Annotated in this window: 26 protein-coding genes; 17 read left to right on the forward strand and 9 right to left on the reverse strand. The window is 68.4% G+C overall.

Features of this window, described 5'->3' with window-relative positions:
• Positions 1–12 precede the first annotated feature (12 nt).
• The 6 genes from urtB to ACYQ5L_RS36580 all read left to right on the forward strand — a co-directional run bounded on the left by urtB (position 13) and on the right by ACYQ5L_RS36580 (position 4,937).
• A complete protein-coding gene (gene urtB / locus ACYQ5L_RS36555) occupies positions 13–897 on the forward strand; it encodes an urea ABC transporter permease subunit UrtB (RefSeq protein WP_459962784.1) in 885 nt (294 codons plus the stop codon).
• The gene (gene urtC, locus ACYQ5L_RS36560; RefSeq protein WP_459962785.1) at positions 894–2,072 is read left to right on the forward strand and encodes an urea ABC transporter permease subunit UrtC; all 1,179 of its coding nucleotides are present in this window, start codon (positions 894–896) and stop codon (positions 2,070–2,072) included. Before urtB ends, urtC begins: the two co-directional genes overlap by 4 nt.
• A complete protein-coding gene (gene urtD, locus ACYQ5L_RS36565) occupies positions 2,069–2,944 on the forward strand; it encodes an urea ABC transporter ATP-binding protein UrtD (protein ID WP_459962786.1) in 876 nt (291 codons plus the stop codon). The genes urtC and urtD overlap by 4 nt, the downstream gene beginning before the upstream one ends.
• Complete coding sequence (gene urtE / locus ACYQ5L_RS36570) at positions 2,928–3,620, forward strand: urea ABC transporter ATP-binding subunit UrtE (protein WP_459962787.1); 693 nt, start codon at positions 2,928–2,930, stop codon at positions 3,618–3,620. Before urtD ends, urtE begins: the two co-directional genes overlap by 17 nt.
• A gap of 12 nt (positions 3,621–3,632) precedes the next feature.
• Positions 3,633–4,328: a GntR family transcriptional regulator gene (locus tag ACYQ5L_RS36575; RefSeq protein ID WP_459962789.1), complete on the forward strand. Its 696-nt coding sequence runs from the start codon at positions 3,633–3,635 to the stop codon at positions 4,326–4,328.
• A gap of 69 nt (positions 4,329–4,397) precedes the next feature.
• Positions 4,398–4,937 carry a carboxymuconolactone decarboxylase family protein gene (locus ACYQ5L_RS36580; protein WP_459962790.1) on the forward strand — a complete coding sequence of 180 codons (540 nt, stop codon included), beginning with the start codon at positions 4,398–4,400 and terminating at the stop codon, positions 4,935–4,937.
• A 7-nt stretch (positions 4,938–4,944) separates the two neighbouring features.
• Here the strand turns inward: ACYQ5L_RS36580 and ACYQ5L_RS36585 are convergent, their stop codons facing one another.
• Together ACYQ5L_RS36585 and ACYQ5L_RS36590 are read right to left on the reverse strand one after the other, a co-directional pair.
• On the reverse strand, positions 4,945–5,607 hold the full coding sequence (locus tag ACYQ5L_RS36585; protein ID WP_459962792.1) for a GNAT family N-acetyltransferase: 663 nt from the start codon (positions 5,605–5,607) through the stop codon (positions 4,945–4,947).
• 32 nt (positions 5,608–5,639) lie between these two features.
• Positions 5,640–6,407: a TetR/AcrR family transcriptional regulator gene (locus ACYQ5L_RS36590; RefSeq protein WP_459962793.1), complete on the reverse strand. Its 768-nt coding sequence runs from the start codon at positions 6,405–6,407 to the stop codon at positions 5,640–5,642.
• 120 nt (positions 6,408–6,527) lie between these two features.
• Between ACYQ5L_RS36590 and ACYQ5L_RS36595 the strand changes: the two genes are divergently transcribed.
• Together ACYQ5L_RS36595 and ACYQ5L_RS36600 are read left to right on the forward strand one after the other, a co-directional pair.
• The gene (locus ACYQ5L_RS36595; RefSeq protein WP_459962794.1) at positions 6,528–6,905 is read left to right on the forward strand and encodes a VOC family protein; all 378 of its coding nucleotides are present in this window, start codon (positions 6,528–6,530) and stop codon (positions 6,903–6,905) included.
• Positions 6,906–7,063: 158 nt separating this feature from the next.
• Positions 7,064–7,663, forward strand: a complete 600-nt coding sequence (locus ACYQ5L_RS36600) for an aggregation-promoting factor C-terminal-like domain-containing protein (RefSeq protein ID WP_459962795.1) — start codon at positions 7,064–7,066, stop codon at positions 7,661–7,663.
• A 13-nt stretch (positions 7,664–7,676) separates the two neighbouring features.
• Here ACYQ5L_RS36600 and ACYQ5L_RS36605 read toward each other — a convergent pair whose 3' ends face one another.
• On the reverse strand, positions 7,677–8,522 hold the full coding sequence (locus ACYQ5L_RS36605) for an SDR family oxidoreductase (RefSeq protein WP_459962796.1): 846 nt from the start codon (positions 8,520–8,522) through the stop codon (positions 7,677–7,679).
• Positions 8,523–8,632: 110 nt separating this feature from the next.
• Here ACYQ5L_RS36605 and ACYQ5L_RS36610 point away from each other — a divergent pair, with 110 nt between their 5' ends.
• From ACYQ5L_RS36610 to ACYQ5L_RS36635, 6 genes are all read left to right on the forward strand, one after another.
• Complete coding sequence (locus ACYQ5L_RS36610; protein ID WP_459962797.1) at positions 8,633–9,022, forward strand: winged helix-turn-helix transcriptional regulator; 390 nt, start codon at positions 8,633–8,635, stop codon at positions 9,020–9,022.
• Positions 9,023–9,168: 146 nt separating this feature from the next.
• Entirely contained in the window at positions 9,169–9,864 is a 696-nt protein-coding gene (locus tag ACYQ5L_RS36615; RefSeq protein WP_459962798.1) for a response regulator transcription factor, read from the forward strand.
• Positions 9,861–11,144: a HAMP domain-containing sensor histidine kinase gene (locus tag ACYQ5L_RS36620; protein WP_459962799.1), complete on the forward strand. Its 1,284-nt coding sequence runs from the start codon at positions 9,861–9,863 to the stop codon at positions 11,142–11,144. Before ACYQ5L_RS36615 ends, ACYQ5L_RS36620 begins: the two co-directional genes overlap by 4 nt.
• 78 nt (positions 11,145–11,222) lie before the next feature.
• Positions 11,223–11,639 (forward strand): hypothetical protein, encoded by a 417-nt coding sequence (locus ACYQ5L_RS36625; protein ID WP_459962800.1) that lies wholly within the window; start codon positions 11,223–11,225, stop codon positions 11,637–11,639.
• Positions 11,636–11,875 (forward strand): sigma factor-like helix-turn-helix DNA-binding protein, encoded by a 240-nt coding sequence (locus ACYQ5L_RS36630; protein ID WP_459962801.1) that lies wholly within the window; start codon positions 11,636–11,638, stop codon positions 11,873–11,875. The genes ACYQ5L_RS36625 and ACYQ5L_RS36630 overlap by 4 nt, the downstream gene beginning before the upstream one ends.
• 186 nt (positions 11,876–12,061) lie before the next feature.
• Positions 12,062–12,535, forward strand: coding sequence for a nucleoside deaminase (locus tag ACYQ5L_RS36635; protein WP_459962802.1), 474 nt, complete (start codon positions 12,062–12,064; stop codon positions 12,533–12,535).
• Positions 12,536–12,652: 117 nt separating this feature from the next.
• Here the strand turns inward: ACYQ5L_RS36635 and lpdA are convergent, their stop codons facing one another.
• From lpdA to ACYQ5L_RS36650, 3 genes are all read right to left on the reverse strand, one after another.
• The gene (gene lpdA / locus ACYQ5L_RS36640; RefSeq protein WP_459962803.1) at positions 12,653–14,056 is read right to left on the reverse strand and encodes a dihydrolipoyl dehydrogenase; all 1,404 of its coding nucleotides are present in this window, start codon (positions 14,054–14,056) and stop codon (positions 12,653–12,655) included.
• Between the two features lie 115 nt (positions 14,057–14,171).
• Positions 14,172–14,480: a nuclear transport factor 2 family protein gene (locus ACYQ5L_RS36645; protein ID WP_459962804.1), complete on the reverse strand. Its 309-nt coding sequence runs from the start codon at positions 14,478–14,480 to the stop codon at positions 14,172–14,174.
• Positions 14,481–14,537: 57 nt separating this feature from the next.
• Positions 14,538–15,551, reverse strand: coding sequence for a dipeptidase (locus ACYQ5L_RS36650; RefSeq protein ID WP_459962806.1), 1,014 nt, complete (start codon positions 15,549–15,551; stop codon positions 14,538–14,540).
• An 83-nt stretch (positions 15,552–15,634) separates the two neighbouring features.
• Between ACYQ5L_RS36650 and ACYQ5L_RS36655 the strand changes: the two genes are divergently transcribed.
• The 3 genes from ACYQ5L_RS36655 to ACYQ5L_RS36665 all read left to right on the forward strand — a co-directional run bounded on the left by ACYQ5L_RS36655 (position 15,635) and on the right by ACYQ5L_RS36665 (position 20,161).
• Positions 15,635–16,651: an AraC family transcriptional regulator gene (locus ACYQ5L_RS36655; RefSeq protein WP_459962807.1), complete on the forward strand. Its 1,017-nt coding sequence runs from the start codon at positions 15,635–15,637 to the stop codon at positions 16,649–16,651.
• A 407-nt stretch (positions 16,652–17,058) separates the two neighbouring features.
• The gene (locus ACYQ5L_RS36660; protein ID WP_459962808.1) at positions 17,059–18,072 is read left to right on the forward strand and encodes an NADP-dependent oxidoreductase; all 1,014 of its coding nucleotides are present in this window, start codon (positions 17,059–17,061) and stop codon (positions 18,070–18,072) included.
• Between the two features lie 43 nt (positions 18,073–18,115).
• The gene (locus ACYQ5L_RS36665; RefSeq protein ID WP_459962809.1) at positions 18,116–20,161 is read left to right on the forward strand and encodes a prolyl oligopeptidase family serine peptidase; all 2,046 of its coding nucleotides are present in this window, start codon (positions 18,116–18,118) and stop codon (positions 20,159–20,161) included.
• Positions 20,162–20,176: 15 nt separating this feature from the next.
• Here the strand turns inward: ACYQ5L_RS36665 and ACYQ5L_RS36670 are convergent, their stop codons facing one another.
• The 3 genes from ACYQ5L_RS36670 to ACYQ5L_RS36680 form a co-directional block, all read right to left on the reverse strand.
• On the reverse strand, positions 20,177–21,037 hold the full coding sequence (locus ACYQ5L_RS36670; protein ID WP_459962810.1) for an alpha/beta hydrolase family protein: 861 nt from the start codon (positions 21,035–21,037) through the stop codon (positions 20,177–20,179).
• Between the two features lie 98 nt (positions 21,038–21,135).
• Positions 21,136–21,768: a TetR/AcrR family transcriptional regulator gene (locus ACYQ5L_RS36675; RefSeq protein WP_459962812.1), complete on the reverse strand. Its 633-nt coding sequence runs from the start codon at positions 21,766–21,768 to the stop codon at positions 21,136–21,138.
• Positions 21,769–22,051: 283 nt separating this feature from the next.
• The gene (locus ACYQ5L_RS36680; RefSeq protein ID WP_459962813.1) at positions 22,052–23,062 is read right to left on the reverse strand and encodes an RNA polymerase subunit sigma-70; all 1,011 of its coding nucleotides are present in this window, start codon (positions 23,060–23,062) and stop codon (positions 22,052–22,054) included.
• Positions 23,063–23,074: the final 12 nt, after the last annotated feature.

Raw genomic sequence — 23,074 nt, forward strand, 5'->3', positions numbered from 1 at the left:
GAGGTACACATCATGGAAGTCGCTGTCGGACAGCTCTTCACGGGCTTGAGTCTGGGCTCGATTCTGCTGCTCGCCGCGCTCGGCCTATCGCTGACCTTCGGTCAGATGGGCGTGATCAATATGGCGCACGGCGAATTCATCATGGCCGGCTGCTACACCACCTTCGTTGTGCAGCAGGTGGTCTCGTCCACCGGCGTGGCGCTGATCATCTCCCTGTTCGCCGGCTTCCTGGTCGGCGGCCTGCTGGGCACGGCTCTGGAAATGGGACTCATCCGCTGGATGTACGACCGCCCGCTGGACACCCTGCTGGTCACCTTCGGCGTCGGGCTGATCCTGCAACAGGCCGCTCGCAATATCTTCGACGCGCAGGCCAAGAACGTGTCCATCCCGGACTTCCTGACCGGCGGCATCGACATTCTCGGCACCGTGGTCCCCAAGACCCGCATCTTCATCATGGTGCTGGCCGTCATCGCGGTGATCGCGCTGGCCGCCGCGCTCAAGGCCACTCCGCTGGGCCGCCGCATCCGCGCCGTGGTCCAGAACCGCAACCTCGCCGAAACCTCCGGCATCTCCAGCCGTTTCACCGATGTGAGCACCTTCTTCATCGGATCCGGTCTGGCCGCCGTGGCCGGGGTGGCGCTCACCCTCATCGGCTCCACCAGCCCCACCATCGGCCAGTCCTATCTCGTCGACGCCTTCCTGGTGGTGGTCATCGGCGGCCTGGGCCAGATCAAGGGCACCGTCATCGCGGCCTTCGGCATGGGCCTGCTGAATTCGTTCGTCGAGTACTCGACCACCGCATCGGTCGCCAAGGTGATCGTCTTCGTGGTGATCGTGATCTTCCTGCAGGTGCGCCCGCAGGGTCTGTTCACCGTCCGCACGAGGAGCCTGGCATGACCATCGTCCAGCGTCTCAGCGCACAATCGCCGATCCGGGTCTGGGGCGGTTTCGCGCTCGCGGCCGTTCTGCTGTTCGGCCTGGCGCCCGCCGTGCTCAGCGATTTCCGGCTGAGCCTGCTCGCGAAATTCCTCTGCTTCGCCATCGTCGCCGTCGGCATCGGCCTGGCCTGGGGGCGCGGCGGCATGCTCACCCTGGGCCAGGGCGTGTTCTTCGGCATCGGCGCCTACATCATGGCCATGCACATGCAGATGGCCGACGCCGCCAAGACCAGCGAGGGCCTGCCGGAGTTCATGGTGATCGCGGGCATCGCCGAATTGCCCTCGTACTGGCAGCCTTTCGAATCACCGCTGGTGGCGATTCTCGGCATTCTGGTGCTGCCCGCCGCCATTGCCGCGGTACTCGGATACGGGGTGTTCAAGCGCCGCGTCAAGGGCGCGTACTTCGCCATCCTGAGCCAGGCGCTCGCGGCCGCGCTGGCCATCCTGCTCACCGGGCAGCAGACCATCGGCGGATTCACCGGCCTCAGCGACTTCCGCACCTTCTTCGGATTCCGCCTCAGCGATCCGGTGAACCGGCAGATGCTGTTCTTCATCGCCGCGGGCACGCTGCTCGCGGTGGTGGCCATCGCCCGCCAGCTCATGCACAGCCGCTACGGCGAATTGCTCGTGGCCGTGCGCGATCAGGAGGAGCGGGTCCGCTTCCTGGGCTACGACCCGGCCAATATCAAGATCGTCGCGTATGTGGTGGCCGCCTTTTTCGCGGGCATCGCGGGCGCGCTGTTCACCCCCATCGTCGGCATCATCTCTCCCGCCGATATCGGTGTGGTGCCCTCCATCGCCTTCCTGATCGGCGTCGCCATCGGCGGCCGCACCACCCTGCTGGGCCCGGTGCTGGGCGCCATCGGCGTGGCGTGGGCGCAGACCTCCTTCTCCGAGAACTTCCCGTCGGCCTGGACCTATCTGCAGGGCGCGCTGTTCATCGTGGTGGTCGGCTTCCTGCCCGCCGGGCTCGCCGGATTCGGTTCGCTGGCACAGCGATTGCTGGAGAAGGTGCGCGGGGCCGGGACCGCTGAGCCCGCATCTCCGGTGAACGAAGCGGAGGCGATCGTCGCCGCAGCCGAGAATCCGGAACCGGAAGCACCCGCGGCGGAAGAAAAGGTGGAAGCGCGATGACCGCCCCCGTGCACGAACCCAAGATCGGCGGCAATGCCGGCATGGACAGCGACTACCTCGAAATCCGGGGGCTGTCGGTCAGCTTCGATGGATTCAAGGCCGTCTCGGAGGTGGATCTCACTGTCCTGCAAGGCGATCTGCGCTTCCTCATCGGACCCAATGGCGCGGGCAAGACCACCCTCATCGACGCCATCACCGGCCTGGTCCCCGCCACCGGCTCCGCGCAGAAGTCCGGCACCGAGCTCATCGGCAAGAAGGTGCACCAGATCGCCCGCCTCGGCGTGGGCCGCACCTTCCAGACCGCGAGCGTCTTCGAGCAGCTCACCGTGCTGCAGAATCTCGATATCGCCGCCGGCGCCGGGCGTTCCGCGCTGACCCTGCTGCGCCGGCGCAAATCGGTGCTGCCCGCCATCGAGGAAGCGCTCGAGACCATCGGCCTCACCGCGCTGCGCGACAAGCCCGCCGGCATTCTCGCGCACGGCCAGAAACAGTGGCTGGAGATCGGCATGCTGCTGGTCCAGAACGCCTCGGTGCTGCTGCTCGACGAACCCGTCGCCGGCATGAGCGCCGAGGAGCGTGAGGAGACCGGAAACCTGTTGCACCGCATCGGCGGCGACCGCGTGGTGATCGTCGTCGAGCACGATATGGACTTCATGCGCGCCTTCGCCACCTCGGTCACCGTGCTGGCCGGCGGCCGGGTGCTCAGCGAGGGCACCGTCGAACAGGTGCAGGCCGATCCGAAGGTGCAGGAGGTCTACCTCGGCACCGCGGCCGCCGGTGAACTCCCGCCCGCCGCCGCACCGACCACTCGCACCGAGTCCGACCCGGACTCCCCCGACGAACAGGAGGCCGCCGATGCTGGAGATCGCTGACCTGCACACGGCTTACGGTCACACCGAGGTGATTCACGGTGTCTCGCTGACGGTTCCCGCCGATGGCGTGGTCGCCGTCATGGGCCACAACGGCGCCGGCAAGACCTCCCTGCTGCGCGCGGCCGTCGGCCTGCTGCCCGCCAGGTCCGGGCGGATCCGCTTCGACGGCGACGACATCACCAAGATGTCGCCGTCGCGACGGGTCAAGCGCGGCATCGCCTATGTGCCGCAGGGACAGCAGTCCTTCCCGCAGTTGTCCACCATGGAGAACCTGCAAGTGGTCGCGGACGGCCGCAAACGCGGCAGGGAGCTGATCGCCGAATCCCTGGATCTGTTCCCGGCACTGCGGGAACTGTTGTCCCGCAAGGCCGGTCTGCTCTCCGGCGGTCAGCGCCAGCAGCTGGCCATCGCCCGCGCCCTCATCACCGAACCGAAGCTGCTCATCCTCGACGAGCCGACCGAGGGCATCCAGCCCTCGGTGGTGGCCGAGATCGAGCGCACCATCATCGATCTCACCCATCGCGGCGGCCTGAGCGTGCTGCTGGTGGAGCAACACATCGGTTTCGCCCTGCAGGCCGCGAACCAGTACTACGTCCTGCAATCGGGCCGCGTCACCTCCTCCGGGGCGGGTGGTGCGGGCGCGGAGTCCGCGGTTCGCCTGGCCATGGCGATCTGATCGGACGCGGAGATGGCGCGCAGGGGGCGTATCCCGCTGTCCGAACGGGTCTACCGGGCCCTGCAACGAGATCTCGCGGCGGGGGTGCTGGTGCCCACCGAACGGCTCGGCGAGGAACGGCTCGCCGAGAACTACGGTGTGTCACGCACTCCCGTCCGCGAGGCCCTCGCCCGCCTCTACGCCGACGGGCTGCTGGAACGACATCCCGACGGTCTCTACCCCTATCGGCCGCGCGTGGACGAACTCGGCGACCTGTACGAACTCCGGATCATCTTGGAGTCCAGAGGAATTCAGCGCCAGCTCGAACCGTACGCCCGGCGCCACGATATCGCCGCCATCGAGAAGGAACTCGACACCTGGCAGCGGTTCCGCGACCAGCCGCCCGAACCCGGCGCCGAACTCACCGCCGCCGACGAGCAGTTCCACCTCACCCTGCTCGCCGCCTCCGGCAATGCGGCCCTCACCGACGCCCTGACCACGGTCTATGCCCGCGTGCGGCCGGTGCGCGCGCTGGACACGCCCACCCCCGAGCGCATTGCCGCCATGACCGAGGACCATATCGGCATTGCCACGAGCCTGGTCTCCGGCGACCTGGACGCCGCCCTGCGCACCCTGCACGCCCACCTCACCAGTTCCCGGGCGCACGTGCTGACCCGCGCCCGCCGCGCCCTGGAACTCACCAAACTCGCACAGGCCGTGCGGGAGTAACCCCTATCGCGCCCGCACCTGGCCGATCATGCGGTAGCCGCTGACTGGGACACCCTGTTAGCGTGAGGCATGGTGTCGAAGGAGCCACGTATCGCCCCCGGCCGATTCCGGGAGCTCGGACCGATCAATTGGGTCGTCTGGCAGGTACTTTCCCGTGCGGCGGGCACCGAGGACGCCCACCTGTTCAGCACGCTGGGCCGCACCCGCGGGCTGTTCCGCGGCTGGCTGCACTACTCCGGGCGGCTCATGCCCGGCGGCCGCCTGCGCCGCTACGACACCGAACTGGTGATCCTGCGCGTCGCCCATCTGCGGCAGTGCGAATACGAGATGGAGCATCACATCCGGCTCGGCAAGCGCGCCGGGGTCACCCAGGAGATCCTCGATCGCCTGCGCGTCGGCCCCGCCGCCCCGGGCTGGTCGGATCGGGAACGCGCGCTGCTGTCGGCCGTCGACCAACTGGTCACCACCCGCGACCTCGACGACGAGGGCTGGAAGGCGCTGACCGCGCACTACGACGAGCGTCGGCTGATCGAAATCGTGCTGCTGACAAACCAATACGAGGGCCTGGCCAGCACCATCACGGCGCTGCGCATCCAGACCGACCACTAGATTCGGGTCAGTGCCGCCGCCGGGTACGCGGAATCGGCCTGGTCACCACCCGCGACTGATCGTCGTAGCCGTCGCGCTCCGCGCCGATCGGATCGCCGCACACCCGGGCGTGCAGATGCATGTCGTGCCAGCCGTCCACATGCAGCCAGCTGCTGCGATTCACGCCCTCGAGGGTGAATCCGGCCTTCGCCGCCACCCGGCAGGATTGCCGATTGTGCACCGAATGCCGGAGTTCCAGCCGATGGAATCCGGCCTCCTCGAAGGCCCATTCGGAGAGCGCCAGCACCGCGCGCGGTGCGATCCCCCGCCCGCGCGCCGCCGCCGTGGTCCAGTACGCCACCGCCGCCTGACCGTGCGCCAGCACCATGTGCTGCAACGAGACCCGCCCCAGCACCCGGCCCGAACGACTGTCCGCCACAGCCCAATTGGCGTCCGCGCACCCGGTCCACGCGCGCGCCCAGGTCTCCACCCACTCCTGCGCCTCGGCCACCGAATCGGCCGTGCGCACATGCCAGCGCCGGATCGCCGGATCCTGGAAGGCCGCGTACACCTCCGGCCCGTCCCGGCGCAGCCACGGCCGCAACACCAGGCCCTCGCCCACCGGCAGCACCGGCTGCGCTGCCTTGGTGAAGATCTCGGCGGCGACGATTGCCGGCATGGAATGCGGCATAGCTGGAATTCTGCCCGCGCGTCGCGCGCGATTCACCGGTTTTCGATGAGGGCGGCCAAACCGTCCAGCACGCGCGCCAATCCGAACCGGTAAGCGTGCTCGGCGCTGTACGCGCTGTCGTGCGCCCGGCCCGCGGTCGCGCCCACCCGGGCCGCCAGCGGATAGCGGCCGGCGTCGAACACCCGCTCCAGCAACGGCGCGGCACGCTCCCACCACTCGTGATCGCTCTCCCCGCTGTCGGCGGCCGCCCGCGCGGAGTCGATGGCGATGCGCGCGACCGAGTTCACGAAGCCGAGCACATGGGTGAGCGCCGAATCCATATCCAGATCGCTGAGCCCGAGACCGTCGAAGGCCTGGAGCTCATGGTCGTACTTGACGGTCACGCCCGGACCGAGCGGCGGCCGCGTGGTGGGCAGGTACGCCACCCACGGATGCTCGGCCAGCATGGCGCGATTCTCGGCGGCAATCGCGGAAACCCGTTCCCGCCAGGGCATTCCAGTGAGATCTGTGCGTTCCATCCGCTGGTACACGGTATCGAGCATGAGGTCGAGGAGTTCGGCCTTGCCCGGCACATAGGTGTAGGTGGCCATAGGCGTCACCCCGAGCTTGGCCGCCACCGACCGCATGGTGAGCGCGTTCAGCCCCTCGGCATCGGCGATCTCGATGGCGGCCGCGATAACGGCGTCCAGCGTCGTGCGCTGCTTCGGCCCGCGCGTCGGACCGCCCTGTCCGGGTTCGCGCCACAGCAGTTCCAGCGTGCGCACCGGATCGCCGGCACCGCTTCGCTCACGTGCGCCCATGCCTCACCTCCACCCGCGATCGTATCGGCGTGAGGCGCATCACAGTGCACCCCGGCGGGAATTTCCGTACAAAGTATAGCGTACTTAGTACAGATATTATCGACGCCGAGGAGGACCTCCATGAAAATCACCGAAACCGCCATCTCCCTGAATGTGGCCGATCCGACCGCTTCGGCGAAGTTCCTCATCGACCACTTCGGGTTCGCCGAGAAGATGTCGGCCGAGGGTTTCGTTTCCCTGGGCCGGGACGACGCGGGCTTCAACGTCATCTATCTGCGCACCGGACTGCCGACCTTCAAGCCCGCGAGCATTGCGAGCGCGGCCGGTCAGGGGCTGCTCGTGGTGTTCGTGGTCGAGGACATCGACGCCGAATACGAACGGGTGCGCGCCGAGGGCGTCCCGATCGTGACGCCGATCGAGACCGAGCCGTGGGGTGAGCGCTACTTCCAGGCGCAGGATCCCAACGGCATCATCATCCAGCTGGTGCAGTGGATGTAACCGGTCGCCGGACCAGTGTGAAACGGATGCGACTCGCCGCGCCGACCGGCGCGGCGAGTTAGCAACTGGACGGTCCCGTCAGCTCTTAAATACTCTTCGTCCTGATTTTCGTGATCGCGTGACCAGCACCAATGCCGTCAAACACGAAAGGACAGGACATGCCGGGTCGCCTCGGAATGCTCATGGCCGCCCTCGCGGCCGTGGCGATCGCGGCCGCCCCGCCCGCGCGGGCCGATAACCCTGTCGACCCCGAACTCCTCGCGGCCCTGTCCGGGATGACGCCCGAGGTCGCCGCGGTCCTGTCCGAATTCCATCCCGGACTGGGCGACGCCCTGGCGGAGGCGACCACCGAGGCCGGATCCGCCGCGACGACACTCAACCTGCTGCTGGCCGAGCCGCTCGTCGGGCGGGGCATGGCCGCGATCCTCACCTCGGTGGGCAGCGCTCTCGAGCCCACCTTCGACTACCCGCGGCCGGCGCTGCAGGCCATGGCCGCCACCATCGTCCCGGCCGATCAGTGGTGGTCGTTCAACCAGATCATCACCCGCGAAAGCGGTTGGCGGGTCTTCGCGGTCAACCCGCACTCCGGCGCCTACGGGCTGCCGCAGGCCCTGCCCGCGCACAAGATGACCGTCGAGGGACCGGACTGGCTGTTCAATCCGCACACCCAGCTCCGCTGGGCCTACCGGTACATGAACGAGCGCTACGGCAGCCCGAACGCCGCGTGGGCGTTCTGGCAGGCGCACCACTGGTACTGAGCCGCTGCCGGGCTCAGCTCAGCACGGCGCGGAAGACCTCGGTCGCGGGCGTCGCCGGGCGGCCGAGCAACTGCTCGAGATGAGCCTTGTCGATATCGAGTGCTCCCTTCGCGATCCCGGCGTCGGCATCGGCCAGCACACCGGCGTAATCGGCGGGCAGACCGGCCTTTTCGAGTGCGGCCGCGTAATCCGACTGCGGCAGATCCTGATAGCGAACCGGCTTGCCCGCCACCTCCGAAACAGCCTGCGCCAGTTCGTCATAGGTGCGCGGCGCACCGCCGAGCTCGTACACCTTCCCGGCATGGCCGTCGGTGGTCAGCACCTTGGCCGCCGCCTCGGCGTAATCGGCGCGCGCCGCACCCGACACCCGGCCGGCGCCGGCCGCGCCGTAGAGCACGCCGCCCTGCGCCGCCTGCTGCACGCCGCTGGCGAAGTTCTCCCAGTACCAGTCGTTGCGCAGCAGCACGGTCGGCACGCTCGCCTCGGCCAGCACGGCCTCGGTGCCGCGATGCTCCCGGGCCAGGATCATCGGGTTGGTCTCGGCCTTGGGAATGCTGGTGTAGGCCAGCAGTTCCACCCCGGCCCGTTCGGCGGCGCGCACCACATTGGTGTGCTGGGCGACGCGGCTGCCGAACTCGTTGCCGGAGACCAGCAGCACCCGGTCGACGCCCGCGAACGCCCGATCCAGCGCGGCCGGATCGTCATAGCTCGCCTGCCGCACGTCCACGCCGCGCTCGGCGAGATCGGCGACCTTCGCGGGATCGCGGACCACCGCCACGACGGTCGCCCCCTCCTTCAACAGCGCCTCGACGACGAGACGACCCAGCTGACCACTGGCTCCGGTGACTGCGACGGTCATGACTTCCTCCAGGTGAGTATGGGAATGAACTGCACTCTCAGCATGTACTAACTAATAGTTAGCACATGCTATTCCTGAACCGCTACCCGGAAGTTAGGTAATCTCGGATGATGAGCACGGATCCGGCCGAGATGTCCGACCCCACCCTGGAGGCCGACGTCTTCGCTCGTAACTGCGCCTCCCGCCCCGTCCTGCAGGAGGTCGCCAGCCGCTGGGGCGTCCTCGCCCTGGCCGCCCTGCGCGACGGGCCGTACCGCTTCAGCGCCCTGCGCCGGCGGGTGGACGGCATCAGCGAGCGCATGCTGTCGCAGACCCTGCAAACCCTGGAACGCGACGGCATGGTGCATCGCGAAGTGCAACAGTCCATCCCGCCGCACGTCGAATACACCCTCACCGACCTGGGCGCACAGGTCGCCGATCAGCTCATCGGCCTGATCGAGATCCTGGAGTCCAATATCGGCGCCATCACGGCCGCCCAGGAGCGATACCACCGCGAGTAGCCACACGATAGCCTGAGCGTGTTTCGCATTACCCCGGCTGGCCGTTATCCATTCTCTAACCATTGCTTAGTCATCCCTGAACAGTCGCACTCCTATCGTTAGCCGACCGGCGGTTCGAGCAGCATCAGGAGGCAGGGGCACTGGATATGGCGAACAATGTGGTGCTCGTCGTGGACGACGACGCCCGCGTGCTGGCCTCGGTGGCCCGCGGCCTGCGGCTGTCCGGATTCACCGTCGACACCGCCAAGGACGGCGCGATGGCCCTGCAACACATCGCCACGCACCCGCCCGCGGCCATGGTGCTCGATCTCGAGATGCCCGGCCTGGACGGGGTCCAGGTGGTGACCGCCTTGCGTTCCCTGGGCAATGACATCCCCATTTGCGTGCTCAGCGCCCGCTCCGAAGTAGGTGATCGCATCGACGCGCTCACCGCGGGCGCGGACGACTATCTGACCAAACCGTTCGATCTCGGGGAACTGGTGGCGCGATTGCACGCGCTGCTGCGGCGCACCGGGGTGGCCGCGGCGGCCGGCGATCCCGAGGAGATCACCGTCGGCGGGCTCACCGTGCAGATGGGAGCGCGCCGCGCCTATGCCAATGACATCCTGCTCGATCTCACCAAACGCGAATTCGATCTGCTCGCCGCGCTGGCGTCGGCTCCCGGGCAGGTTTTCTCCCGGGCTCAATTACTGGGCGACGTCTGGGGTTACACGTTCGAGACGCAGACCAAGGTGGTCGACGTCTTCGTCTCGTATCTGCGCGGCAAGATCGAGGCGACCGGGTGCCCGCGGGTGCTGCACACCGTGCGCGGGGTCGGCTACGTATTGAGGACCGAACCATGAAACGCCCGATCTCATTACAGACCCGCGTCGCGGTGGCCAGCGCCTCCGTCGCGGCGCTCGTCATCGGAGCCATGGCCGCGGTGTTCCTCGCTGTGGTGCAAGCGGATACCGGGCGTCAGCTCGACAAGGTGGTGCGCTCCCTGGAGGTGACCTCCGACGACGAGGGCGTGCGCCCGGCGACCCCCGGGCCGGAGCGTACGGTGGTGCTGGAGAACGGATCCGGATACGTCTGGCAGCTGCCCTCCTCGGGCAATGAGGTCGTGGTCACCACGACGGTGCCGAAATCCTTTGTGGAACAGATGATCACGCAGCGCACCCAGCGCATCCTGGTGGTCACGGTGGTGTCCATGCTGCTGGCGGGCTGGCTCGGCTGGTTCGTGGCCCGGCGCGCGGTGCTGCCGCTGCGCGAGCTGACCGCCGCCACCCGGGATGTGGGATCCAAACTGCGCCTGGACGTCTCACCGCAGGGCGGCACCACCGAGACCGATGAGCTGGCCGCCGCCATGAACGACATGCTGGCCCATATCGCCGAGGAGCGCCGGCACACCGCCGACGCCCTGGCCGCCGCCCGCGATTTCGCCGCCACCTCCGCCCATGAACTGCGCACCCCGCTGACCGCCATGCGCACCGATCTGGAAGTGCTGCACTCGCTGCCGCTGCCGGAGGCCGACCGTACCGAGATCCTCGGCGAGGTGCTGGCCACCCAGCGCCAGATGGAGGCCACGCTGTTCGCGCTGGAACGCCTGGCCCAGGGCGAGCTCACCACCGAATCCGATTGGGAGGACCTCGATCTCGACGAGCTGATCGATCTGGTCACCGAGGACGCGCGGCGCACCCATCCGGGCGCGCGGGTGGTCTCCCTCGTCACCGCGCCGGTCCGCACCCGCGGCCTGAGCGCCGGCCTGCGCCTGATCCTGGAGAACGCCGTCACCAACTCGGTCCGCCACGGCGGCGCCACCCGCATCGAGATCGATGCCCGCCCCACCGCGGACGGAACCATCGTGCTCACCGTCGACGACAACGGCAGCGGCGTGCCCGACGCCGACCGCGAACGCGTCTTCGACCGCTTCGCCCGCGCCACCACCGAAACTCCGGGCAGCGGATTGGGCCTCGCCCTGGTGGCCCAGCAGGCCCGCCTGCACGGCGGCGGCGTCCGCCTCACCGACAGCCCCTTGGGCGGCGCGCGACTCGAGGTCGAGCTCGCGGGCCATGCCGCGCCCGTATCCGATCCCCAACCCCCGGCGCCGCCACGTTCTAACCGATCTCTATCCAATGGCTAGCCGTCCCTGAACAGCACCGTTCCTAGGCTGGAAGCAACCGATCAACCAGGCGATATCGCCCTTCCGACCAGGAGAATCATGCCGCTGTTCACCGTCCGCCGCGCCCTCGCCACCGGCCTCGCCGGCGCCTGCGCCGCTGTCGTCCTGGCCGCCCCGGCCCACGCCTTCCTCCCCACCGGATCGGCGGGCTCCTCCAACCCGGTGGTCCCCGACCGCGGCGGTATGACGGGCGGACAACCCGACGGCGGCGGCATGACCGGCGGCCAGCCCGACCGCGGCGGCATGACCGGCGGACAACCCGACGGCGGCGGCATGACCGGCGGACAACCCGACGGCGGCGGCATGACCGGCGGCCAGCCCGACCGCGGCGGCATGACCGGCGGCCAGCCCGACTGGAATAGGGGCGGCATGACCGGCGGGCAGCCGGAATGGGATCGCGACGGCGGCATGCGGGGCGGTCAGCCCGATCAGATGCGCGTGGAGGTGCGGCCATGACCGAGCAGCTCATCGATCGGCCGACCGATAGCGCGCTGCGGGCGCTATCCAGCGAATCCATGGCCGGACTGCGCCCGCTGCACCGCACCGTGCTGTTCCTGCGAGTCGGCCTGGGCTGGAACGTGAACCGCACGGCCGCGGCCATGGGCACCAGCCCGGACGCCATCCGCCTGATGCAGCATCGGGCGCTGGACCGGCTGCGCGAAGAGCTCGGCCGGTCGCCGCTCGCTGTCTGAGCGCCCGGTCGAAATTTCTCCCCGGGACGTCCGTCAACCGCTCAGCGCGTTCGCGCGCCGGGCCCGATCCACGCCGGCCGACAACCCGCCGATCTCGACCGCACGCCACCCGACCCTCCGGCTCTCTGTCCGTCGTCGGCACTGGCCACCGCACACCCGGCGCTGTTCTTCGGCGACACTGATCGGATGACGAACGACCTGAGCTACCTCGAACGCTGCGTCGAACTGGCCGAAGAGGCGCTCGATGCGGGCGACGAACCCTTCGGCTCCCTGCTGGTCGCGGCGGATGGCAGCGTCCTCGCCGAGGATCGCAATCGTGTGGCCGGGGGTGATCACACCCAGCATCCCGAATTCGCGCTGGCACGTTGGGCCGCACAGCATCTGGCCCCTGCCGAGCGCGCCGCGGCGACCGTCTACACCTCCGGCGAGCACTGCGCCATGTGCTCGGCCGCGCATGCCTGGGTCGGTCTGGGCCGCATCGTCTATTCCGCCTCCACCGAGCAACTCGTCGGCTGGCTGACCGAACTCGGCGCACCACCCGCCCCGGTGGCGCCGCTGGCCATCAACGAGGTGGCCCCGAATGTGCCTGTCGCCGGACCGTTCCCGGAACTGACCGAACGGGTGCGGGCCCTGCACCGTCGCTTTCACGCTGGGCGCTGAGCCTTTCCCGCAGACCCGCCGAGAACCGCCCGGCGTATCGCTCTGCCAACGAAAACGGCCCGGCACCAGCGTGTTCCACTGGCACCGGGCCGATGTCGTCGTCCCCGGGGAGCTCGATCAGAAGTTGATCATGTGGCCCGCGAGGCCGTGGATGGCCTCCTGCAGCGCCTCGCTCAGGGTCGGGTGGGTGTGCACATTGCGGGCCAGCTCGTTGACCGTGAGGTCCCACTTCTGGGCCAGGGTCAGCTCGGGCAGCAGCTCCGAGACGTCCGGGCCGATGAGGTGCCCGCCGAGCAGTTCGCCGTACTTGGTGTCGGAGATCAGCTTCACGAAGCCCTGCGCGTCGCCGAGGCCGTGCGCCTTGCCGTTCGCGGTGAACGGGAAGGTGGCGACCTTGACGTCGTAGCCCTCGTCCTTGGCCTGCTGCTCGGTGAGGCCGAAGGAGGCGACCTGCGGCTGGCAGAAGGTGGCGCGCGGCATCATGCGGTAGTCGCCCAGGGTCAGGGTCTCCGCGCCGGCGATGGTCTCGGCGGCGACCACGCCCTGCGCCTCGGCCACGTGCGCCAGCTGCAGCTTGGCGGTGACGTCGCCGATGGCGTAGATGCCCGGCACATTGGTGCGCATATTGTCGTCGATGGCGATGGCGCCGCGATCGGTCAGCTGCACGCCGGTGTTCTCCAGGCCGTAGCCCTCCACCCGCGGCGCGAAGCCGACGGCCTGCAGCACCTTGTCGACGGTGACCGTCTCGATAGTGCCGGTCTTGTTGTCCTTGATGGCGACGGTGACCTTGGCGCCGTCGTCGTCGATGGACTGCACGGCCGCACCGGTGGTGATGGTGATGCCGAGCTTCTTGTACGCCTTGGTGATCTCCTTGGAGACGTCGGCGTCCTCATTGGGCAGGGCGCGGTCGAGGAATTCGACGATGCGCACATCCACGCCGTAGTTCTTGAGGACGTAGCCGAACTCCATGCCGATGGCGCCCGCGCCCACGATGAGGATCGAGCCCGGCAGGTCGCGGGTGAGGATCTGCTCCTCGTAGGTGACGACGTTGGCCGACAGCGAGGTGCCCGGCAGCAATTTGGTGACGGTGCCGGTCGCGATGATCACGTTGTCGAACGTGATCTCCTCGGAGCCGCCCTTGCTCAGCTCGACCGAGAGCGACTTGGGACCGGTGAAGGTGCCCTTGCCGTCGAACTCGTCGATCTTGTTCTTCTTCATCAGGAAGTGGACGCCCTTGACGCGGCCGTCCGCCACCTTGCGACTGCGATCGAAAGCCACACCGAAGTCGAAGCTCGCCTGGCCGTTGATGCCGAAGGTCTTCGCTTCCTTGGTGAAGATATGGGCCAGCTCAGCATTGCGCAGCAGTGCCTTGGACGGAATGCAGCCCACGTTCAGGCACACGCCACCCCAGTATTTCTGCTCGACGATTGCTGTTCGCAGGCCGAGTTGAGCGGCACGAATCGCGGCGACATAACCGCCGGGACCAGCGCCGAGAACGACGACATCGTAGTGGGAAGTCACGCTGTCGAGCGTAACCCTGCTGTCCAGATCGCACTCAGCCATCCCCCGGCTCGGTGAGATCCAGACCACGGGGGATCGCTCACCGGGATTGCCGGGGCGTGGCTCGCGGCCCGAATCAGGCTTGGCCGGTCTCGAATCGGCTGATCAGGCCGTCGCGGACGGTGAACCGCCAGGCGGTGCGCATCGACCCCCAGCGGTCGTTGCTGTAGTCGGCGACGAATTCGGTGGGCCCGCCGACCGATTCGACCTTCATGCGGCCATTGGTGGCGAAGATCTCCGAATCGGTCCACTGGGCCAGATTCCGCTCGGCCCCGTCATCGGACATGCTGGCGTCGGCGGTCAGCGTCTCGAAGAAGGCGTCCACATCGTGGGTATTGACGGCGTCCACGAACTTCTGCACGGTCGGATCCAGCTGCGCGGTCATGCGTTCCTCCGTCTCGATCGGTGAGCAGAACACAACAGCGAACAACCCGCAACGAGTCTAGCGCCAGACCTGCCGGGCGACCCGGGCGAAGTTCTCGCCGAAGACGGCGGCGCGGTCCGCGGCGGAGAAGCCGCGCGCGGCCAGGACCTCGTGCAGTCCGGGCACCTCGGATTCGCCGAGCAGATCCTCCGGCGGCGTCCATTGCAGCGGCCCCCAGCGGCTGTAGTCCTCGGAGAACTGCTCCGGATTCGCGGCCACCATATCGTTGAAATCGTCCGCGTCGAAGGAGTAGTCCGAGCTGACCCCGATGTGCTCGATGCCGACCAGCTCGGCGCCGTAGACGATGTGGTCCGCCATGGCCGCCACGCGCTCCGCCCGCTCGGCGGGTTTATTGCGGCCCAAGAAGATTCCGACGCCATTGATGCCGATCACGCCGCCGGTGGCGGCGCAGGCGCGTGCCTGATCGTCGGTGATATTGCGCGGATGTTCCCACAGCGCAGCGAAATTCGAATGGCTGTAGATCATCGGAACGCTGCTGATCTCGGCCATGTCCAGCCCGCTGCGGCGCGAGCAGTGCGAGCCGTCGGCGAAGACGCCGACCTCGTTCAGCTTCCGGATCAGGTCGCGGCCGTAGCCGGTGAGCCCGGTGTCCTCGGTATCGAGGCAACCGCATCCCGCCGCATTGGCGTAGTTGTAGGTGGGCAGCAGCGAGCGCAGGCCCAGGTCGTGGAAGAGCTCGACATTGTCCAGCTCACCGTCGAGCGGATTGGAGTCCTCCAGATCGAAGGCGAGGGCGATGGCATCGCCCGGGTCCGCGTCCGGCGCGGGCCAGGCGTCCTCGATCGTCTGCACCAGCCGGAATCGCCCGTCCGCCAGCGCATCCCGGCGAAAGTTCTCCGCCAGCTCCACCGCATCCCGGGTGGACTGCGGCGCATACCCGATATTCACCGACAGATACGACCCGAGCGGATACCGGGCCAGCTCCTTGATATCGGCCGACAGCAGCAGCGGCAGGCAGCAGTGCTGCTCCCACAGCCGCGGCCGGAGCTGTTCGGAAACCTGGCGCGGCAATCCGGACCTCCTGAGCGGATCGGCATCGAAACAGCAATCCTACTGAGCGCGCCCCTCCGGCGCCGTTCACTACAGTTGGCCGGGTGGACCCGCTCGACCGCACGGTATCGACCCAGCTCATCCGGCTGGTGCGCGATGCGGCCCGGCGCGCGGGCGCGGATCCGGCCCAGCTGTCCGCCGTCCACGGCGTCGACGACGCCACCTTGTCCGGCGAGCTGAACCGCGTTCCGCTGGATTCCCTGATCCGCCTGTGGGAGTCGATCGCCCATGCGCGACCGGAGCCGGGGGCCGGGGTGGCCGTCGCCGCGAGCGCACCGCTGGGCACCCTCACCACCTGGGACTATCTGGTGACCACCGGATCCACGCTGGCCGAGTCGCTGCGCGCGGCCCAGCCCTATCACCGGGTGGTCACCGCCGCCGGTGAATGCTTCGAACTGCACGCCGATGGCGATCTCACCGTCGGCTACCGCACCACCGCGGGCGATCCGGCCGTCGCGGCCGTGGTCAACGAGTACGTGCTCGCCTACTACCTGCGCCGCGCCCGCGAGGCCACCGGCCGCCCGGTTCGCGCCCAGCGCGTCACCTTCGGTCATCCAGCGCCGCGGGATCATTCGGCGCTGATCGAGGCCTTCGGCACCGACCGCATCGAATTCGGCGCTCCCGACGACAGCATCACCTTCGCCGCCGCCGACGCCACCGCGCCCCTGCACCGCGCCGATCCGGTCCTCGGGGATCTGCTGCGCAGCCACGCCGACTTGGTGCTGGCCAGTTCCCGCCCGATCCCCGACGCCCTGGAGTCCTTCCGCACCGCGCTGACCCACGCCCTGGCCGACGGCGACCTCACCCTGGACACCGTGGCCCGTCGCCTGCTCACCAGCCGCCGCACCTTGCAGCGCCAGCTCGCGGAACACGGCACCACCTGGCGTGCAGAGGTCGACCACGCCCGCTACGAACAGGCCAAAACCCTACTGGCCGAAGGCCGCCCCACCGCGACCATCGCCACCCGTCTCGGCTTCGCCGACGACCGCGCCCTGCGCAAGGCCTTCCACCGCTGGAGCGGAACCTCCCCAACACAACATCCGCACAGTCACAGCGCCTGAGCCCTCATCGCGCCAGCCCTCACCACCGCGCCGGCCCTCACCACCGCGCCAGCCCTCACCACCGCGCCGGCCCTCACCCTCGCGCCGGCCCTCACCACCGCGGCAGCCCTCACCCTCGCGGCACTCCCCTGTCATCCCGGCGTGCTTTGGCCGGGATCTCGCTTCGTCGTGTGGATTCCGGCCAAAGCACGCCGGAATGACGAGGGCGGCGAGCTGACAAAGGCGGCACGCTGACGAGGACGGAGCGCTGGCGAAGGCGGAGCGCTTCGGCCGGAGCCCCCGGGTCACGGTGGCGCGGCAGGACCGGGTCGTGGCGTCGCGGGACCTGGGAGTGGCGGGTGGGCGGCCATAGCGTTGAGGGCAGCAGATCGGAGAGGCCGATCTCGGTACGAAAAGGTTTGTGCGACATGGCAACTCAGGTGACTACCGGCCGCGAGATCCAGCTGGCGGCGCGCCCCGGCGGGGTGCCGACCGCCGCCGACTTCGCGCTCGTGGCGCGGCAGGTTCCGGAACTCGGCGCGGAGCAGGTCCTGGTGCGCAACACCTGGATGTCGGTGGATCCGTACATGCGCGGGCGGATGGACGACAAGCCGTCCTACATCCCGCCGTTCCGGGTGGGCGAGGCGCTCGAGGGTTCGGCGGTCGGTGAGGTGATCGAATCCCGCTCGGCCGCACTACCGGTCGGCGCGATGGTCTCGCATTTCGCGGGCTGGCGGGAGTACGCCGTGCTCGACGCGGCCGCCGCCACGCCGATCGACACCGCCCTCGCCGCGCCGCAGCACTATCTGGGCGCGCTGGGGACCACCGGGCTCACCGCGTGGGCGGCGCTCACCGAGGTGGCTCCGGTGCGGCCCGGCGACACCGTGTTCATCTCGGCGGCGGCGGGCGCGGTCGGCAGTGTGGCCGGGCAGATCGCGAAGGCGCTCGGGGCGGGCCGGGTGATCGGGTCGGCGGGCGGGCCGGTCAAGACCGCGCTGCTGCGCGACGAATTCGGGTTCGACGCGGCCATCGACTACCGGGCCGGGGATCTGGCCGGGCAACTGCGGGCGGCCGCGCCGGAGGGCATCGACGTCTATCTCGACAGCGTCGGCGGAGAACAGTTGCGGGTCGCGGTGGAGGCGATGCGGCAGCACGGGCGGATCGCGCTCGTCGGCGCGATCAGCGGATACAACGGCGCGCAGAACGCGCAGGCGCCGGATCTGTATCTGGCCGCCACCAAGGAGGTCACCCTGCGCGGCATGCTCGTCAGCAGCTATTTCCCGCGGTTCGGCGAGTACATCGGCACGGCCGCCGGCTGGCTGGCGGACGGGACCGTGCGCACCCGCGAAACCGTGTACGAGGGCCTCGAGCAGGCGCCCGCCGCCTTCCTCGGCGTGCTGTCGGGAGCCAATACCGGCAAGATGCTGGTTCGCCTCGGGTGAACGCCGGTCCCCGCCCCGGCACTGTTTCGGCAACAATGTGGGCATGACCGGTGTCGGGGAGAACGAAGACCAGTACCTGTGGCTGGAAGAAGTCACCAGTGACCGCGCCCTGGATTGGGCGCGGGCGCACAACGAGGTGGTGATCGAGCGATTCGCCTCCTCGGACCGGTTCACCGAGCTGGAATCGCGCATTCTGGCCATGCTCGACACCGATACCCGCATCGCCTATCCGGGCCGCCGCGGCCGCTGGCTCTACAACTTCTGGCGCGACGGCGAGCATGCCAAGGGCCTGTGGCGGCGCACCACCTTCACCGAGTACGCCAAGGACGATCCGGAGTGGGAGGTGCTGATCGATCTGGACGCCCTCGCCGCCGCGGAGGACGAGAACTGGGTGTGGGGCGGCGCGGCCGTACTGCGGCCCGAGCAGTCGCGGGCGCTCATCAGCCTCTCGCGCGGCGGCGCGGACGCCAAGGTGGTGCGCGAATTCGATATCGCCGCCAAGACTTTCATCGCACCGGAGGACGGCGGCTTCTACCTTCCCGAGGCCAAATCGGAGATTCGCTGGATCGACCTCGACTCGGTCTATGTGGGAACCGATTTCGGGCCGGGATCGCTCACCGATTCCGGCTATCCGCGCATTGCCAAGCGCTGGCGGCGCGGCACCCCGCTGACCGAGGCGGAGATCGTGTTCGAGGGCGAGCCCTCGGATGTGGCCGTCTCGGCGGGGTACGACCGGACTCCGGGCTACGAACGGCATTTCGTCGGCCGCGCCACCGACTTCTTCAACGAGGAGGTCTTCCTCCTCGAATCCGATGGCACGCTGCGGCATATCGACGTCCCCACCGACGCCTCCGAATCCTGGTACAAGGATTGGCTGCTGGTCCGGCTCAAGCAGCCGTGGGAGGTCGGCGGCGCCACCTATCCGGCGGGTGCGCTGCTGGGCATGAATTTCGAGCGATTCCTTTCCGGTGCACGCGATTTCGATATCCTGTTCACCCCGGACGAACACACCGCGCTGCACGGGTACGGCTGGACCGAGAACCACCTGCTGCTCATCACCCTCGAGGACGTGCAGACCAAACTGCACGTCCTCACCCCCGGTCCGGACGGCTGGACGCGCGAGCCCCTCGCCGATGCGCCGCCCATGGCCACCACCAGCGTCATGAACCTCGACCCGCTCGAGGGCGGCGACGAATTCATGCTCTCCACAAGCGGTTTCACCAGCCCGACCACGCTCATGTCGGCGTCGGTGGGCGGCGCCACCGCGGTGCTCAAGAAGGAACCCGAATTCTTCGACGCCGCGGGCGTGGAAACCGAGCAATTCTTCGCCACCTCCGACGACGGCACCCGGATCCCGTATTTCGTTATCCGCCACCGCGACAGCAAGAACACGCCCGGCCCCACCGTCATGTCCGGCTACGGCGGCTTCGAGGTCTCCCGCACCCCGGCCTACAGCGGGGCGTCGGGCATGGGCTGGCTGGAGCGCGGCGGCACCTGGGTCATGACCAATATCCGCGGCGGCGGCGAATACGGCCCGGAATGGCATACCGCCGTGCAGAAGGCCAACCGGCACAAGGTGTACGAGGATTTCGCCGCGGTCGCGAAGGATCTCGTCGCCCGCGGCATCACCACCCACGATCAGCTGGGCGCGGTCGGCGGCAGCAATGGCGGACTGCTCATGGGCGTCATGCTCACCCGCTATCCGGAATTGTTCGGCGCCATTGTCTGCCAGGTGCCGCTGCTGGATATGAAGCGCTATCACCTGCTGCTCGCGGGCGCATCCTGGATCGCCGAATACGGTGACCCGGACAAGCCGGAGGAATGGGAGTACATCTCGAAGTACTCGCCGTACCAGAACACCGATCCGGCACGGACCTACCCGCCGATCCTGCTCACCACCTCCACCCGCGACGACCGCGTGCACCCGGGCCACGCCCGGAAGATGGCCGCGCTCTTGGAATCCCAGGGCCGCGACATCTGGTACTACGAGAACATCGAAGGCGGCCACGGCGGCGCGGCGGACAACAAGCAGTCCGCGTTCCAGGCCGCGCTCATCTACGAGTTCTTCGCCAACACCCTCATCAAGTAGCCCGGCGGAGCCGGATCAGCGGTCGCGCAGCCACTTCTCGACGCAGTCCACCGTCGAGGCGGGATCGCTGATCCAGCCGTTGTGGCCGAGCGGGGCCGGGTTGTGCCAGGTGGTGATGTCGGCCTTGGGAAGTTTGTCGAGCAGGTGCCGGGCCGACCCGGGCGGAGTGAGATCGTCACCGGCCAGGGTGATGGACAGCACCGGCAGTTTCAGCCGCGCAATGCGCTCCTCGTAGTCGATATCCGCTCCGGCGGGCTCGAATCGGCCCGAGCGGGCCAGCCGCGCCCAATCGGCGATGAGGACCTTCGACTGCCGCCCGAACCCGCCGGCGGTGATCGTGTCGCCGGGCCAGAACCCGGCAAGGTTGGCGGTCAACGAGATCGCGGCGCTGCCCAGCAGGAATCCGGGCGCGGCCAGCCCCCGATAGCCGCGGTGGTACGGCGTCCCGGAGGCGACCAGGATCAGCCCGCCGAGCCGCCCGCGAATGCGGGAGGCGTACATGACGCCCAGCTGCCCGCCCATGCTGTGGCCGAGCAGATACGGCGTGCTGTCCGGAAATCGGTCGCGCACTACGGAGAACATCGCCGGGAAATCCACCGACACCAATTCCTGATACCCGTAGCTGCTCGACGGCCCCGGTTTCGGCTCACTGTCGCCGTTTCCACGCAACTCCAGCAACGCCACATCGAAGCCCCGTGCTGCCAAAGGCATTCCGAACAGCGAATAGAATTCCCCCGGCACTCCCAGCCCGGGCACGATCACCACCACGGGCCGCGGCGCATCCGGCGTGATGGCATGCCGATGCGCACCTTTCGCCGGAATCAAGCGCACCGGGACGGTCGTTCCGTCCGGCATCCGAATCGGCACAGTCTCCATGCGCCGCACGCTACCCCCGCATATGAGGCCGCCGTCGGCGCGACACCACGAAGTGGATGCCGGTGCGGCCGACGGCGGTTGGCGGGTGGGGGAAGGAATCAGGCGCTGACGGCGCCCATGATGATGCGGCGGAGTACGCGGATGACATCGTCGAGCGGCGGACGCGGCTCCGAGCCGCTCCAGGCGTCGACGACGTAGTTGACCGCGCCGATAATGGCCAGCACGCGCATTTCGTAGTCACCGGGCGGGATTTCGCCGTGCATGGCGGCATCCTCGGCGGCGCTGGCGAGTAGCGCGCCCCAGGCGCGGCGCAGTTCCAGGCGGAACTTCTCGACCTTCGGCCCCGCGCCGACGACCTCGACGAGCGCGACCCGCGCCTTGCGGGGATCGCGCCCGATCGACTCGATATAGGCGCGCACGGCCGCGTCGATGATGTCGATCGCACTGGCGTCGGAATGCTGGGCGATGGTGGCGGCCACGGCTTCCCGCGATTCGCGGTCGATCTGTTCGTACAGCTCGAGTAGCAGCGATTCGCGCCCGGTGAACTCCTCGTAGAACTGCCGCGAGGAGAGTCCGGCGTCCTTGCAGATGGCGCCGACGCTGCTGTTGGCGTAACCGTCTCGCGCGAACACCGTCAGCCCCGACTCCAGAAAACGCGCACGACGCTGCCGTTGCCGGTCTTCTACGGGCTGCCCGGCGTACATTCTTCCCGCGTTCGTTTCCTGTGACATTGCGCCAGACAATACCGAAGGGCCCGATCCCCTCGTCATGGATCGGGCCCTTCGTTTGCACCTCCGGCATACCGCGCGATAGCCGAAAGTTGGCTCAGCGCCTCGAGCAGCTACGACGCATCCACGGGCGGCCGGTTTTGGCAGGGGTACCGCCCGGGATCGGAACGCGGGACGGGGGGAGACCCTGGGTCCGTTGTCGCATTAGCCCGAAAGTCACTGATCATTTGCCATTCAACACGATACAGAGCGGGCGAACCGGACGGAATACTTTTGCAGGATAATTTTAGAACTTATTTTTCCGCCCGCGCGCGACATCCTGGTGACCTGCCCCGGCGCCGAGCCCGAAGGCGGGGAGCAGCCCGGTTGGCGAGAAGTGCGTGAGCGCGGCGATACGGTCGCCGGACAGGGTGAGCACCAGCAATCCGGACAGCTCGAACACCTCCGTACCGTCACGCATCGAGTAGATGGCGAGGGCGGGCTGGGTATTTGCGCGAATCCGCGCGAGCCGCACCGGATATCCATAGCGAACAATCGGAATGTATTGCAGGAAAACGGCAATCGCATCCCGGCCGCGATAAGCGTGCGGATAAGGCGGCATGGTGAGCCAGGCGTCATCGGTCAGCAACTCGACCATGCCGTCCACATCGCGATTGGTGAACGCCTCCGAGAAACGCTGGGTGAGCGCGCGTTCGGCGGCCGAGCCCGAAGCCGGCGGCCGCTCGCCCGGCGCGCGCAGCGCGTCCAGGGTCGCGCGGGCGCGCTGCAGCGCCGCCTTCACCGCCGCCGGGCTGGTGCCGAGCAACTCGGCGGCCTCCGCCCCGGAGAACTCCAGCACCTCGCGCAGCACCAGCACGGCCGCCTGCCGCGGCGGTAACTGCTGCAATGCCACAATGAAGGCCAGCTCCACCGATTCCCGGTCCTGATACCGCTTTTCGGGGTCGGCATCGAGCAGCTCATCCGGATACGGCTGCAACCACTGCATCTCGTCGCGCGCGGTGGGCTCGGGCACCTCGAAGGGGATGGGCTGCACCGGGTGGCGCCGCGAGCTGCGCATGACATTCAGCGCGCGATTGGTCGCGATCCGGTACAGCCAGGTCCGCACCGAGGACCGCCCCTCGAACTCCGCCAGCCCGCGCCAGGCCGCCAGCAGCGTCTCCTGCACCACGTCCTCGGCATCCTGCAGTGAGCCGAGCAGGCGGTAGCAGTGCAGCTGCAATTCCCGCCGGTACGGATCGGTGAGTTCGCGGAACGCCTGCTCATCCCCCGCACAGGCCGCCGTGAGCGCCTCGGTCATGGCCCCATCCTC

This window comes from Nocardia sp. IFM 10818, assembly GCF_054655275.1.